Genomic DNA, 15,109 nt, shown 5'->3' on the forward strand with positions numbered 1-15,109 from the left:
AACAATTGTTCAGGAAAATAAAGATTTAATTTAAATCAAGGATTATCCTCAGAGTTTTATAATTCCGAGGAACGAGGAATCTTCGCAAGTAGCTCCGCAACGGTTATTAATCTTTGTCGAGCTTCTAATGGAGATTCCTCGTTCCTCGGAATGACAAACTAAGCGTAAAACTTATATAATTTTAATAATCCAAACTATGTAAACATTTGTTTTAAAATCTGTTACTTCGGGATTATTTTTTCACAGCCTCATATTTCTCCGGAAAAGCCGCTTCTCCATCTAAATTATTCACTTTCAAAATAGCTACATTTTTGCTTTCAACAGCATATTTAAAATAATCCGGTTTGTTTTTACCCCAGGTTACTGAACAATTCTGAACTTTTATACTTTCTGCTGTATCAAAATAAAATCCTGATGTACTCCCTTTTACAAAACCGTCCAATTTTGAAGGGCGACGGTCGTAAACTCCTCCAGGAAAATTAGATGTTTTATCAATAAAAATATTAACGCCTTCAAAAACGATATTTTTTATTTTGTCTTTAGTTTCACCGCTAACATAAACTCCGTTCTCTCCAAAACACTGAATGTTGGTAAAATAAATATTACTGATTGCCCCTACTTTTCCTTCTGTAGCCCCTTTCGGGAAACGCCAGTTGGCATCTTTGTGGTTTCCACTAGCACGACTATAAGCGGTTACATAAATAGGTTCTGCTTTGCCCCACCAGGTATCAGTCGTTAGCTGACCTTCGATAATCATATTCGAAAAAATAACATCGCTCACAGTTCCTTCATCACGATTTTGAATTCCTACGCCACGATTGCTTTTTTTAATGATGCAATTATTGAAAACTACCTGTCTGATGGCATCCATATTTTCTGAACCAATCTTAATAGCACAACTACTGCTGGTCATTGTGCAATTGGTAACCGTTATGTTTTCACAGGCACCAAATTCTTCAAATTCTCTTCTGTTTTTTAAGCAAATACAATCATCACCGCTTTCGATATAACAATCACTGATGCGGACATTTTTTGAATGATCCAAATCAATTCCGTCACTATTACGAACTTTTAAGCTGTTTAGTAATGTGATACCGCTAATGACTACGTCGTTACAGCCCACGAGATGAATGGTCCAATAAGCTGAATTTCCAATATGAACGTCTTTTATTCTTATATTCTTTCCTCCTATAATTGTCAATACATGAGGACGAGGGTCTAAAATATTGAAAGGTTTCAAAATGTAGGCATCTTCCTCTTCGGCTCCCATAAATGAGATTCCGTTTCCATCAATTTTACCGCTTCCGCTAATGCTAAAGTTCTCTACGTTCTTTCCGCCAATCCAGATTGTACCTTCGCCTTTGTTTTCACGAAAAGCACTTTCAGTATATAATTTTTCATCAGGACTTGCTAAAATTTTTGCTCCTCCTTCAATATGCAGATCTACATTTGATTTTACATTAAAAGGTCCTGCCAAAAATGTAAACGGAGCCGGAATCAATACCTGCCCACCTGTTTTACTGCAGGCATCAATGGCTTTCTGAATTGCAGCTGCATCATTAGTTTTCCCATCTCCTTTTGCTCCAAATTTTTTGATATCATATACCTTTTGCGATTCAGCAGTCAGTGAAATACAAAAAATGAGTATTGCAATTATAGCTTTTTTTATCATTTGCTTTTTATTTTATTAAAACTTCAAATCATAGTCTTTAAAAATATGAAAATCAGATTTATAATTATTTTATATAAACTTCAATCAGTTTTTATATTACCAGAAAACGGTATATAATGCAACTAATACTCCACTAATAATAAAGGAACCAATAATGAATTCTGAAGAAACTTTGAACATTGATTTATCTACTTCAATTTTATGAGCCTCAAGCTGGTTTTCAGATTGAGGGTTTAAAAGACTGATAGCAACCATTAAAAAGACTATTATAAAAAAAGAGATTGTCATTCGGTCTAAAAATGGATAATCAGGAAAAGCACCGTTTGTCCACATTGGAAGGAATTTTAATACTGCGGCAATTGGAACTGTAAGCAATGCACCTGCAAGTCCTGCTGTAGGAGTTGTTTTTTTCCAAAACATTCCTAATAAAAAGATAGCTAAAACTCCCGGAGAAAAGAAACCAACATATTCTTGTATAAACTGATATGCCTGATCTAAAGATTTTAAGGCCGGAGCAACAAGAGCTGCAATAAACATAGCCACTACAACGCACCATCTTCCGGTAAGTACCAGTTTTCTTTCTGTAGCATTTCTGTTAAAATATTTTTTATAAATGTCTAAAGAAAAAATCGTCGAAATACTATTTGCTTTACCTGCTAATGAAGCAACAATTGCTGCTGTTAAGGCTGCCAGAGCTACTCCTTTTAAACCTGCAGGTAATAGATTCATCAATGTCGGGTAAGCGTGATCCGGTTTTAAAACACCTGCAGCATCAACCATTTCTTGTTGAAACATTCCGCTTTGATGCATCACATACATGGCTATACCCGGTAAAACTGCAATAATTGGAACTAATAATTTTAGGAAAGCAGCAAACAAAATTCCTTTTCGTGCAGTTTTTAAATCGGCTCCCAAAGCTCTTTGAACAATGTACTGATTACAACCCCAATACGCCAGATTATTGATAAGCATTCCTCCTACCAATACTGAAATTCCTGGTAATTCAGCATAATGCGGATTTGATTTTTCTAATATCATATGCAAATGGCCCGGTGCTTCATCAGCTATAACAGAAAGTCCTTTTAAAATGTCTTTTCCAAAACCAAACTGTTCTGATAATAATGTTAAAGATAAATAAGTAGTAACCAAACCTCCCAAAATTAGCACTATAACCTGAAACATATCAGTGTAACCAATTACTTTCATTCCGCCTAAAGTTACTATTACCGAGAATAAACTCAATCCAATCACGCAAAATTGAAAGCTGATGGGTGCGATTGAAGAAATAGCCAAAGCACCTAAGTAAATAATCGAAGTCAGATTTACAAAAACGTAGATCAGCAACCATATGATAGCCATTATGGTACTTACGGTTCCGTTGTATCTTTTTGCCAAAAACTGTGGCATGGTAAATATTTTGTTTTTAAGATAAACAGGTAAAATAAACATGGCCACTACAATAAGTGTTGCAGCCGACATCCATTCGTAAGAAGCAATCGCCAGTCCGATGGCAAAACCGGAACCACTCATTCCTATAAAATGTTCTGCCGAGATATTTGAAGCAATTAAGGATGCTCCAATCGCCCACCATGTAAGTGAGCCTTCAGCCAGAAAATAATCATTTGAACTGGTTGTTGCGTTTTTCTTGCTTCGGTAAATGTACATCCCATAGGAGGCGACAATCACAAAATAAATAAGAAAAACAATGTAATCTGCACTTTGTAAAGTATTCATAATGAGGCTTGTTTTTGGTTGATAGTTGTTAGTTGGTGGTTGGTTTTTAGTTATTAGTAGTATAAACTTCGTCTAAATTTTTAAAAACCATTTTTTCTTATATAAAAAGTAAAGCAAAAGTAGCTGTATAAACGTTACCGATATGCTTATAAATACAGGTTGCCAAACAATTGGTGCGAATTTGATAAGTCCTCCAAATACAAAATCTGCAGTATGTTTAAAATTTACCACACCTTCGGCTGCCATGTAAATCAAAATCGAATTTGAGCCAATCAATAATAAAGGAAATGCCCATTTATGAAAGCCAAGCACATCGATAATCACGTAAAAAAAAGTAAAAAACAGAATACTGAATCCGCCAACAAAACAAACAAAAGAACTGGTCCATAAATGTTTGTTGATTGGAAAATCATAATTCCAAAGAAGTCCCACGCCTATTAAAACAATAGCCGCAACGACTAGTATCCCTATTGTTTTACTTACTGAAATAATGTTTGCTTGTTTCTTTAAAAAAGTCCCCAGAAACATTCCTAACAAAGCTGTGGAAACGGCTGGTATGGTTGAAAATATACCTTCCGGATCATATACTTTGCTGTGCAGTCTTCCAGGAAGTAAAAGACGGTCAATGTATCCTTCAAGTGATCCTTCTGCAGTTAAATCACCTGCTCCAAATCCGGGAACAGGTATTAGTTTCATGGCTAAATAATAACCAATCAAAATTCCTGCAAACCAGATAAGCTGCTTTTTTAAATCAAAATTCAAGTAAATCAGTCCGGCAAAAAACCAGGCAATTCCGATACGACCTAATACGCTTGCAAAGCGGGTTTGGTCATACCCGTCAAAACGCAATAATCCGTTGACTATGAATCCAAGAAATACCAGAATGCAAGTCCTTTTTAACATGGACCAGTATATTTTTTTCTTTTCATTTGACGGAAGTTCACTTGGTGCGATTACTCCTGCCTGTTTTATTTTTTTATCGAAAGAATACGGCATCGAAACCCCGGCAACGAATAAAAATACAGGAAAGATCATATCATAAAACGTAATACCATCCCAGTCTGTATGATGTAATTGTGAAGACATCCAGACAAAAACCGGGATTGGTGCCGCTTTGGCCAGAGCGTGAATGATATGTTCACCGCTCATAATCCAAAACATAACAAATCCCCTTAGAACGTCTAAAGAAACTAATCTGTCGTTTGTAATAATTTTGCTCATAGGGGATATATTTTAAAGCATATTTTACCTGTTGATTCCTCCACAGAGTATCAACTTACTGTTTTGTTTTATTCGTATTTATTGATTTTCAACGCTATTTTCCAAAATTTTGGAAGTCACTATTTTTGATGATTTGAAATTTTACAACCGTCACGTTCAACAGAATGAACGTGATCGGGTGTAAAAACTGAAATATTTAAAAATTGAATTGGGGGCAGATTTTGGCAACCTTTTTAATTCTGATTTTACTCTATTGGTTTTATAACAAATCCGTAACTATATTCATTTTGTGTAAGCTGATATTGTTGATGCGGAGGTAATCCCCAGCTGTTGTCTCCTCCTAATCCTCGTTGGGTTAAGTCAACACAAACTACCACTTCATTTCTTGGAGTAATATCACTGGAGTGAATATTCTTTTTAGAAATTCCTCCGTCAAAATCACTCGGATAATTATTCAGTGTGCTGATTCCTAATGGCTGCAGACCTTTTATTTCCAGTCCTTTTCCTTTATTATTTAAAAGTGAAAACCAGCGAACATCTGTTTTATATCCATTTTCCTGCGGGCGTGTGTAAGGCACATATTGATCTGCCACTTTACTTTGATAAATTCCTTTGAAAGCCGCTGTGTTTCTGTCAGGATAATTTTCTAAAGGGCCTCTTCCGTAGTAATCCAAATTTTCAAAATTGTTTTTTAAGACGAAAAGCATTCCAAAACGAGGCATTTCAGGTAAAGTGTTGCTGCCTTTTTTGAATGAAGACTGAACTTCTAAAGCGCCATCATTATTTAGCGAATATTTGATTATATAATCTGAAAAAACATCGTTAAGCTTTAATTTTGCGGTCACATATTTTTTCCCGTTTTCCTCTATAACCTGAATATTTTCTAAAGTGGTATTTTTTCCGGCTGTTCTCCAGACATTACATCTAATCTGCATTTTATTACCAATATCATTATCTGTCGGTGCTCTCCAAAAATTAGGCTCCGGATATTGTTTAAAGTATTCCTCACCCTTCAAACTATAATTCGAAATCAATCCTGTTGTCTTACTGATTTTAACAATAACATCTGCTGAACTCAAAACAAATACGTCTTTTTCTTCATTAATTTTTGAAGAATTCGTCGATTCTGCTTTCGCAAAATAGGTATCGCTTTCAATCACAAATTGTTCTCTTGCCACTTCAAAATGCTCAGGTAGTAATTCAGAACCCGTTTTAGTATATGCAAAAACATTCAATAAATATTCAACTCCTTCTTTTGACTGTAATTTTGGCAAATCAATTTTGAATTGTTTTTTTGATTTTGGGTTAAGGGTAACATCAAGAGTACCTTCTTTAATACTTTTTCCGTTTTCTAAAATTTGATATTTAAAGTCGTATTTATTCAAATTAGTGAATCCAAAATCGTTTATGATTTCAATAACTCCATTTTTGACATCAATACCTTGAAATAAAATATCCTGATATACTTTTTTAACTTCAAATGCTCCAGGATGTGGTGTTCTGTCTGCAAAAACCAATCCGTTATGACAAAAATTTTCATCATTCGTGTAATTTTGACCACCCATATCACCCCCGTATGCCCAATATTCGCGCCCTATTTCATCTTTCATTTTAAATCCCTGATCCACCCAGTCCCATATAAAACCACCCTGCATATTTCTGCTTCCGCGAATGATATCCCAGTATTCCTGAAAATTCCCGCTACTATTGCCCATAGCATGCGAATATTCACACATGATATACGGACGTGTAACTTCTTTACGTGCTGCATATTCCTTCATGTATTCAATAGTTGGATACATCGGGCAGACGATATCGGTATTTTCGTTTTCTTTCGCCTGTTCAAACTGAACCAAACGCGTATTATCTCTCTTTTTTATCCATTTGTAGGCTTCATGAAAAACAGGTCCGTTGGCACTTTCATTACCTAATGACCAAAGAATTACCGATGGCGCATTTTTATCTCTTTCCACAAGACTATAAATTCTATCAAGATGTGCTTCTCTCCATTCCGGAAGATAGCCCGGATTAGTTTTTGGATTCATCCAAATTAGAGGCTGTCCCTCTACTCCCATTCCGTGGCTTTCAATATTGGCTTCATCCACCAGAAACAAACCATACTTATTGCAAAGTTTTACCCATAAAACATTATTCGGATAATGACTGCAGCGAACCGAATTGATGTTCATCTGTTTCATCATCTTGATATCTTTCATCATGGTAGCTTGGTCCTGATAATGACCTGTTTCCGGATTATGTTCGTGAATATTAACTCCATGAACCATTAATCGTACACCGTTTACCAATAATTGGCCTCCCTTTAATTCTACTTTTCTAAAGCCGATTTGGGTAGAAGTCGTTTCGATAATATTGTCTTTTTCATTTTTTAGCGTCAGGACTAAAGTATACAAATTAGGAGCCTCACTACTCCATAATTTTGGACCGGAAACATTTTGAGAAAAATTAATAGTCTGCGTTTTATTGGCTTCAAAATTTACAGGCAATTCTTTAACAAAAACAGTTGCGCCTAAAGCATCAACCAGTTTAGCGGTTAGCTTTTGATTGTTTACAGCAGAAGAAGTAAGGTTTTTTAGACTTACTTCAACATTTAAACTTCCATTTTTGTAATTGGTATCTAAATTAGGTTTTGCAAAAAAATCAGCAATTCGAATATCATGGGTACTGTACAAATACACGTTCCTGTCTATGCCAGAAAGTCTCCACATATCCTGATCTTCCAGATATGAACCATCACTCCATCTGTATACTTCTACAGCAAGATCATTTTTACCTGGTTTGAGGTATTTCGAAATATCAAATTCGGCTGGGCTTTTGGTATTTTCCGTGTAACCTACTTTTTCTCCGTTTACCCAAATGTACATGGCTGATGTTCCTGCTTCAAAATGAAGATAAACATGCCTTCCCTTCCAGTTATCAGGTAGTACAAAACCTCTTTTATAGGAACCTACCGGATTATCCCAATGATTGATAAAAGGCGGATTTTTTTCAAAAGGATAGGTAATATTGGTATAGATTGGTACACCGTAACCATTTAATTCCCAGTTAGAAGGCACCTGAATCTCGTTCCAGTGCAGCGTGCTAAAATCTGTTTTATAAAAATCTTTTGGCCTTTGGTCTGGTGTTGGGGACCAGGAAAATTTCCATTTACCATTTAGGGAAAAATACCATGGTGAGTTTTCATATTGATCGCTTACAGCAGATGCTTCGTCTGCATAAGGGAGAAAAGACGCTCGTGCGGGTTCTCTGTTAATCTGAAATACTTGCGGATTCTCCCAGTCATTTCTGTCTTTTTCCTGTCCTACAGCACCTGAAACAAAAATTACTAACAGACCAAATAAAAATATTTTCGTTTTGATTTTTTGCATTTATTCTATTTTAAATCTTCCCAAAGAAGAAGAATTACAAAATTTTAAGAAATAGTAAATTCCGTTTAGAAATTTAATTTTTCCGGCAAATATTTAGCTACTAATTCTTTATAGTATGGCAATAATGCTTTAACATCTGGTTTAACAGGCGCTTTTGTATATAAATCGTACGGGTTGAATTTCCTTACCCAGTCGAACATTTCTATATCTTTCTCATTCATCAAATGTGCATAGGCATTCTCTTTATGCTGCGAATAAAATGAATGGTAGCGAATCATATATAAAGCCGGATCCGGTAAATAATCTTTCATGATCTGGTACAAATATTCATCGTGTCCCCAGCTCATTTTTACATTATCAAGACCGCAATTTTCTGTGTAAACTCCAAATTTGGTATTGAATCTTTCATCAGTATAATCCGGATTTTCTTTGAAAAATTCAGGATAAACAATCTTATCTGAATACGCACAGCCAACCGGAAAAGTATCTCCCACAACTGCCCACTGCGGTTCTCCAAACAAACATAAAATCTTGCCCAGATCATGTATAAAACCTGTAAGTACAAACCAGTCCGGATGACCGTCTGCCCTGATCGCTTCTGAAGTCTGTAAAAGGTGCTGTGTCTGGTCTAAGTCAATATCCGGGTCGCTGTCATCAACAAGGGTGTTCAAAAAATCTACTGCTTCCCAAATTGACATTTGTTTTTTATTGAACTGTAAAAATTCCTGTTCTTTGCTACACACAAAATCATATGTCTGATAGGTGTGGTTTATTCTGTAAAACTCTCTAACGGTTTCGACTCTTTCTGAATCTACATAATTTCTAAATTCTTCTTTTTCTTTAACGGGCTCAGACGGATCCGGATATCGGATTAACAAATCATCTTCCCACTCATCTAAATTATGCAATGGATTATCAGTGTCTATATGCTTTTTCATAAAGATTTAAATTAAAAGTTATAAGACAAAAATAGAATTACATATACAGATCAAAATGGATTAATACATCAAAAACATGGATAGAATTTAATTTTGTATGAATTTTACATTAATAAATTGTGAAAAATAAATTCTAATACTGAAAATCCCAAATTCCAATAGCTCACTGAGATTGGAATTTGGGATTTACTTTTTTTAATTGAAAAATTTAAAAAATTGGTATTTATTTTTAGTTTATAAGCTTACTTGGAGGAAAACCAAACTGCTTTTTGAAACATCTGCTAAAATATAACGGATCATTAAATCCAACCATATTGGTTACTTCAGAAACATTATACTTTTTTGTTTTCAGCAATTCAGCCGATTTTTTCAAACGGATGGTTCTAATAAATTCATTAGGAGCCAAATCGGTTAATTCTTTAATTTTTCTGTATAGTTTAGAAGAACTTACTCCTAATTTATCGCATAAAAATTCTGTTGACAAGTCCAGTTCACTTAGATTATTATTAATTAAATTAGTGATCTTTTCCATAAATTCCTCATCAATTGGCGAATGTGTCAGCAGGCTGACTTTACTTTCAACTTCACCGGAAAATTTCACCTTAAGTTCTAATCTTGACTTGATAATATTTTCAATAACCGTTTTTAATAATAGTGGTTCAAATGGCTTCACCAAATAACCATCGGCCCCCATATCATATCCTTTTACCTTATCTACATTTTCTGCAAGTGCCGTTAACAACACTACTGGTATATGGCTGATAAATTCATCACTTTTCAGTTCTCTGCAAAATTCTAAACCGTCCATAACAGGCATCATTACATCAGCCACACACAAAATTGGTTTAATTTGTCGACAGATTTTAAGCCCTTCTTCCCCATTTTCGGCATCATAAACTTTATAATAATCAGATAAATAATCGACCAGATATTTTCTAAGTTCAATATTATCATCAATTACCAATATCTTTTGCTTCAATTCTGTATTCTGAATTGTTTTCTTAACCGATTTCTCAGGAATCAGCATGCTTAAATTGTCATTTTTTAATGCATATTCAAATACTTCCTTGCTTTCATAAGAAATACGGTCTATAGGAATTTCAACCCTGAATGTACTTCCTTTTCCGAGTGCACTTTCAACTGTTATAGTTCCTTTATGAATGGCTACTAATGATTTAACCAACGACAAACCAATACCCGATCCGGTATTATGAGCTTTACTATTGGTAGCCTGATAAAATCGTTTAAAGATTTTTTCCTGACTTTTTAAAGGAATACCAATTCCGTCATCAATAACTTCAAGAATTAAAATTTCCTCGGTACTGCTTTTTAGTCTGATAAATAAATCTACATTGCCATATTTATTGGTAAACTTCAATGCATTAGATAAGAGATTGTATAGAATTTTATCATACTTATCATTATCTACCCAACCTGTAATATCTTCGTTTTCAGCAATGAAATTTAATTTAATTTTCTTATTGTATGCCATTTCTTTAAAAGAATCAAAGATATTTTTAGAATAGGTCAGAATATCTGTTTTTGAAACTTTAAGTTTTAATTCACCTGACTGCGCTTTTCTAAAATCAAGTACCTGATTCACGAGATTCAACAATCTGCTGGCATTTTGATAAATAAGATTGTACCTGCTTTTTTCATAATCTGTCGCATTACTGCTTTCATCCAATAATTGCTTGGCAGGACCTAAAATAAGCGTTAACGGCGTTCTTAACTCATGCGAAATGTTAGTAAAAAATCGAAGCTTTTCATTATTCAGTTTTACATCATGCTCTCTGTTTACTTTTTCGGTAAGTAATTCCTGTTTTAACCGGATACGATTTTTAATTTCTCTTCTGATAAAATAAAAAATAGAAACCAGTAACAAAAAGAGCAATAAAAAGGATATAGGCGTTAACCAAAAAGGCGGAAGAATTTTTATTTTATACGAAACAACTTTACTCCAGTGACCATCACTATTACTGGATTTTATTTTAAATACATATTTGCCTGGAAAAAGGTTAGTATACTGAACTGTTCTTGAATTGCTGTTTGCGGTAATCCAATGTTTGTCAAAGCCTTCAAGCATATACTGAAATTTATTCAGTTTTTCGTTTGCAAATGACGGAGTCGAAAATTGTAATGAAAAATTACGGTTTTTATAATTGAGTTCAACCTTTTTACCATAATTCAGTTCTTTTGAAAGCGGAATATCTCCGTTAATTTCCATTTCCGGAAAGATTTCTTCATTCTGAATTTTAAATTCGGTAATAACAGGTTCTGGCGACCAGTTGTTTCTCTTCATTGTTTGTGGAGAAAAAGAAATAACACCGTTTTTACCTCCCAGAAAAATTGTAGAATTATTAAAATTAAAAAAACCGCTTGAGCTAAAAACATCCAGCCTGTTTCCACTGTTTACATGGTAAATATTAATCTCTTTTAAATCAGATTTTACCCAGGCAATGCTATTATTATTGATATTTAGCCATAAATTTCCGTTTGCATCTGATAACATATCTGTAATCCATGTACCGGAGATTTCCTTAAAGTTTTTTATTGTTGCAAAAGTGTTTTTTTTAGAATTGTACAAACATAATCCAAAACGTGTTGATGCCCATATTTTACCTTTTTTGTCAATCATAATATCACTCACATTGTCCTCATTGGGTAATCCGTTTTCTTTTTTAGAAAGGGATTTGTAAGTTTCTATTTTACCTGACAATGGATTGTATTTTACAACGCCTGTTTCTGTTGCAAACCAAACATTATTTTGAGCATCTTTTTCTATGGCATTTATTTGAAAACCCGGAAGTAATTTGCCTTTTGAAGCCTGTACTTCTAAAGTTTGTGTATTTAATATAACAGCTCCTTCTCCAAACGAACCTACCATTAAGGATTGATTTCCTATTTTATTGAAAGCAAAAATTGGCGATGTATCAAAACCAAGATTGATTTCTTTTGATGAATTGGTGCTGTAGTTGTACACCATCATTCTGCCATCCCAAAGACCACAATAAAAAATTTTGCCGTCTTCAGAATAAATACTGGATATATCGATTGATTTATTGTACAAAGGCGTAAACCCTTTTGCGTTTGAAATAAAAAGTCCGTTATGACTGGTAACCACAATTACTTTTCCGTCGTATGTTTTAGAAAACCCTCTTATACGAGGTGCCTGATTGCCAATGTAGCGGGAAATATCTTTATTAAGTGCGAATTGGTTTTCGTATGGATCAAACTTGTCGAGACCGTCTTCTGTCCCAATCCATAAAACTCCTGCACGATCAAAATATAAAGCAGAAATTAAATTATCAACGATAGATGTATCATCTGACAGGACTGAATAATACCACTTGTAAATACCCTTTTGGATATCTTCTAATTGGTTGCAAACCAACAAACCTCCTAAAGTTCCTACCCAGTATTTACCATCCGGAGCCTTAGCAACTGATAAAAAATAAGGGCCTAAATTACCTCTGATTTCTTTGTTTTCAATATATAAATTTACAAATTGATTCTTTTTTTTATCTAATTTGTAGAGTCCTTTTCGGGTTCCCACAAAAATATCGGCTTTAGCATCTTCATAAATAAAATTGATGTAAGGGTTTTTTTCAGTCGAATAAGGTACAGAAAGCGTATAATTATTCATTTTTACGATTGTTCCTTTGCTGTCGAAAGTTATTTTGGCAACAGATCCTTTATCATAACTTCCTACCCAGATATTTCCTTTTTTATCTTCGAAAATTTCTTTTACATAATCAAAACCTTTTATTGGAATCTTTTCGAACCTGTTTTCATTCAAAAAAAACATATAAAGCCCCTGATTTTTAGTGCCTACCCAAACTCTTTTAAATTTATCTACATATACCGATCGTATTTCGCCTTCGGGCAAACTGTTTGGGTCATTTTTTTTAGGCAAAAAAGTCACAAAAACATGCGTGTCCATTTTAAAAAGCGTCAACCCTTTTCGCGTTCCTATCCATAAATGGTTTGATGCTTCATCTAATTCTAATGCTGTAATATCATCATTGTACAATTTATTATTACCCGGTGATGAACTCATGTAGGTTTTGAATTGATAACCGTCAAAACGATTCAATCCAAAAAAAGTTCCAAACCACAAAAAACCTTTTTTATCCTGCACAATATGCCTAACCGAATTATGTGACAATCCGTTGTTGTCATTATAATGCGTAAATTTTATATTCTGCGAATGCGAATAGTAAAAAATAAGTAAGGTAACTAATCGTAAAAAAGTATTTTTTTTCATAAAAATGAATTATAAAATGCAGATGTGGTTTTGGTTAAAATAAAGTTAACAAATTTTAAGGATTTATGCGCTCAATCTGATTTGTTTTTAAGTTAATCTTAAAATGATTTGAAGGTTTACCATTCATTGTTTTCAGAAATATTTTTGCCCATAAAACCAATTTTTCATTACCGGATTTTTCTAATTGTCCGCAAACCATTTTGTACTGTTTTAATCTACTGGAGCCAATTTCAGGAATGGCTAATTCATCAGCATTTTTCAATCGGTAGAAATCGAAAATCATATCAAAACCTGTCCAGGATTCGAAATCTTTTAGAACCAGTGAATTTGTTTTAATTTGTGTGTCAACTTCTGCATTATTTTTATTTATATACAATAAATCTGCTCCTGAAAGTTTTAAAAGTGATGTAGAAAATTCAACAGGAAAATCTTCAGGCAAAAAACGAAGCCTCACCAATTCTTTTAAATGCCATTTTGTAAAGTCTTCATAATCTTTTGTATTAAGAATTTCTTTGTTCCAAATAGTGTTGCTTTTTATATTTTGTAAATGAGCATATTCCTCATTATAAAAAGGGAACAAACTATTAAACTTTGCAACTTTGCCAATCACCACAGTCTGTACTTCAAGAATAGCATCCTTATGAATAGTAAGTATTTTATAAGCTGGCATATAAGCCGCCAGTGAAGGTGTCTGGATATTAAATAATGTATTCTTGTTTGAAGTAGTTCGCACTCCGGTATCGTTGATGTGCATGTGTCCGCCAAAATGAACCTGAATTCTGGCATCGGCAAATATTTGGGCTACTTCTTCATTTGGAACTCTTGATAATTGCAATTTGTTCGAACCAAAAAGTAATTTTAATTCTGGCGATGCATCATCGTTAAAATCAATCATCGGATAATGGCTAAAGGCAATTAAGGTTTTTCCTTTTTGTTTTGCTTCCCCAGCAACCTTTTTAACCCAGTTGATCAAATGTTGTTTATAAATAAGCACATTATTATAACCAACACTGGCTCCTGAAAAATCATGCGGATCATTCGGCAGACCGGATAATTTTTCATTCGGGACATAAGCGTTGGCGTCTATAGCCAATAGCCAGACTCCTTTTATGGGCTCAACGAGATAACTAGCATCCGGAAGAAATAAATTGGTATTTTTGACAGGATAAGTTCTTTTTGCTAAATCAGATTCTGCCAGCGCTTTTTCGAAGTTATAACTTTCATAATTATAATCTGAAAATGGAGTTTCCCAATACAAATAGTTTTTTTGTGGAAAGAATCCAAAGGCCTGCATTTCATTCAAGGTTTCCTTGTATCCCCAGTTTTTAATATCTGCCGTAATGATGGGTTCTAACTGATTTTCATGTTTAGTCAGGTTGTTTTTAGAACTGCTGATAATTTGTTCTTTTCCTTCCTTCCCCAAAAAATCGGTTTTAACGGCTTCCTGAGCAAAAGGTTTTACAGCATCGTGATTTCCGGTGGTTACAAAAAATGACATACCGTATTTTTTCGAATACTCATCTAATATTTTCCTCAATCCGCGTACATGAACCGGCTGCCCATCATCACTAAAATCACCCGGAAGAACAACTTGTTTGATTCCTCTTTTTGCAATATCATTTAAGGCTTCCAGAAAGGCAAAATAATTTTCATTGAATATTCGGGTGGAATGCAATTGGGCATTCATTGTCCTGATATTGGCATATTCCCCGGTCACCGGATTTTGGATTCCCTGATAATTATTGTCTTCAAATTTTGCAAAAATATCCTGTAAATGAGCATCGGATATGAAAGCGATCTGCACATTTTTTGTTTTTGTCTGCTGTGATTTACAGGCAGAAAGTGAAAGGAGAAACAGTACAAAAACGAATATTCTTAACATATAACTTTT

General features: G+C 34.1%; 7 protein-coding genes. All 7 read right to left on the bottom strand.

All coding sequences use genetic code 11. The features are described 5' to 3' along the window. Window positions 1-232: 232 nt before the first annotated feature. Window positions 233-1,672 carry a glycoside hydrolase family 28 protein gene (locus tag BXU10_RS14900; protein WP_078228127.1) on the bottom strand — a complete coding sequence of 480 codons (1,440 nt, stop codon included), beginning with the start codon at window positions 1,670-1,672 and terminating at the stop codon, window positions 233-235. A 96-nt stretch (window positions 1,673-1,768) separates the two neighbouring features. Then, complete coding sequence (locus BXU10_RS14905; RefSeq protein ID WP_078228128.1) at window positions 1,769-3,406, bottom strand: sodium/sugar symporter; 1,638 nt, start codon at window positions 3,404-3,406, stop codon at window positions 1,769-1,771. Between the two features lie 72 nt (window positions 3,407-3,478). Next, window positions 3,479-4,627 carry an acyltransferase family protein gene (locus BXU10_RS14910; protein ID WP_078228129.1) on the bottom strand — a complete coding sequence of 383 codons (1,149 nt, stop codon included), beginning with the start codon at window positions 4,625-4,627 and terminating at the stop codon, window positions 3,479-3,481. Between the two features lie 245 nt (window positions 4,628-4,872). Continuing rightward, window positions 4,873-8,013, bottom strand: a complete 3,141-nt coding sequence (locus tag BXU10_RS14915; protein WP_078228130.1) for a glycoside hydrolase family 2 TIM barrel-domain containing protein — start codon at window positions 8,011-8,013, stop codon at window positions 4,873-4,875. A 65-nt stretch (window positions 8,014-8,078) separates the two neighbouring features. Continuing rightward, window positions 8,079-8,951, bottom strand: a complete 873-nt coding sequence (locus BXU10_RS14920; protein WP_031453606.1) for an inositol oxygenase family protein — start codon at window positions 8,949-8,951, stop codon at window positions 8,079-8,081. A gap of 229 nt (window positions 8,952-9,180) precedes the next feature. Continuing rightward, the gene (locus BXU10_RS14925; RefSeq protein ID WP_078228131.1) at window positions 9,181-13,218 is read right to left on the bottom strand and encodes a hybrid sensor histidine kinase/response regulator transcription factor; all 4,038 of its coding nucleotides are present in this window, start codon (window positions 13,216-13,218) and stop codon (window positions 9,181-9,183) included. Window positions 13,219-13,273: 55 nt separating this feature from the next. Next, window positions 13,274-15,100 carry a metallophosphoesterase gene (locus tag BXU10_RS14930; RefSeq protein WP_078228843.1) on the bottom strand — a complete coding sequence of 609 codons (1,827 nt, stop codon included), beginning with the start codon at window positions 15,098-15,100 and terminating at the stop codon, window positions 13,274-13,276. Window positions 15,101-15,109 lie beyond the last annotated feature (9 nt).

The organism is Flavobacterium sp. LM4, assembly GCF_002017935.1.
GTDB lineage: Bacteria > Bacteroidota > Bacteroidia > Flavobacteriales > Flavobacteriaceae > Flavobacterium > Flavobacterium chungangense.

Bases quoted from the DNA above. Each gene is read 5' to 3' on its own strand.
- BXU10_RS14910 (WP_078228129.1), bottom strand. From the start codon at position 4,627: ATGAGCAAAATTATTACAAACGACAGATTAGTTTCTTTAGACGTTCTA.
- BXU10_RS14925 (WP_078228131.1), bottom strand. From the start codon at position 13,218: ATGAAAAAAAATACTTTTTTACGATTAGTTACCTTACTTATTTTTTAC.
- BXU10_RS14915 (WP_078228130.1), bottom strand. From the start codon at position 8,013: ATGCAAAAAATCAAAACGAAAATATTTTTATTTGGTCTGTTAGTAATT.
- BXU10_RS14900 (WP_078228127.1), bottom strand. From the start codon at position 1,672: ATGATAAAAAAAGCTATAATTGCAATACTCATTTTTTGTATTTCACTG.
- BXU10_RS14905 (WP_078228128.1), bottom strand. From the start codon at position 3,406: ATGAATACTTTACAAAGTGCAGATTACATTGTTTTTCTTATTTATTTT.
- BXU10_RS14930 (WP_078228843.1), bottom strand. From the start codon at position 15,100: ATGTTAAGAATATTCGTTTTTGTACTGTTTCTCCTTTCACTTTCTGCC.
- BXU10_RS14920 (WP_031453606.1), bottom strand. From the start codon at position 8,951: ATGAAAAAGCATATAGACACTGATAATCCATTGCATAATTTAGATGAG.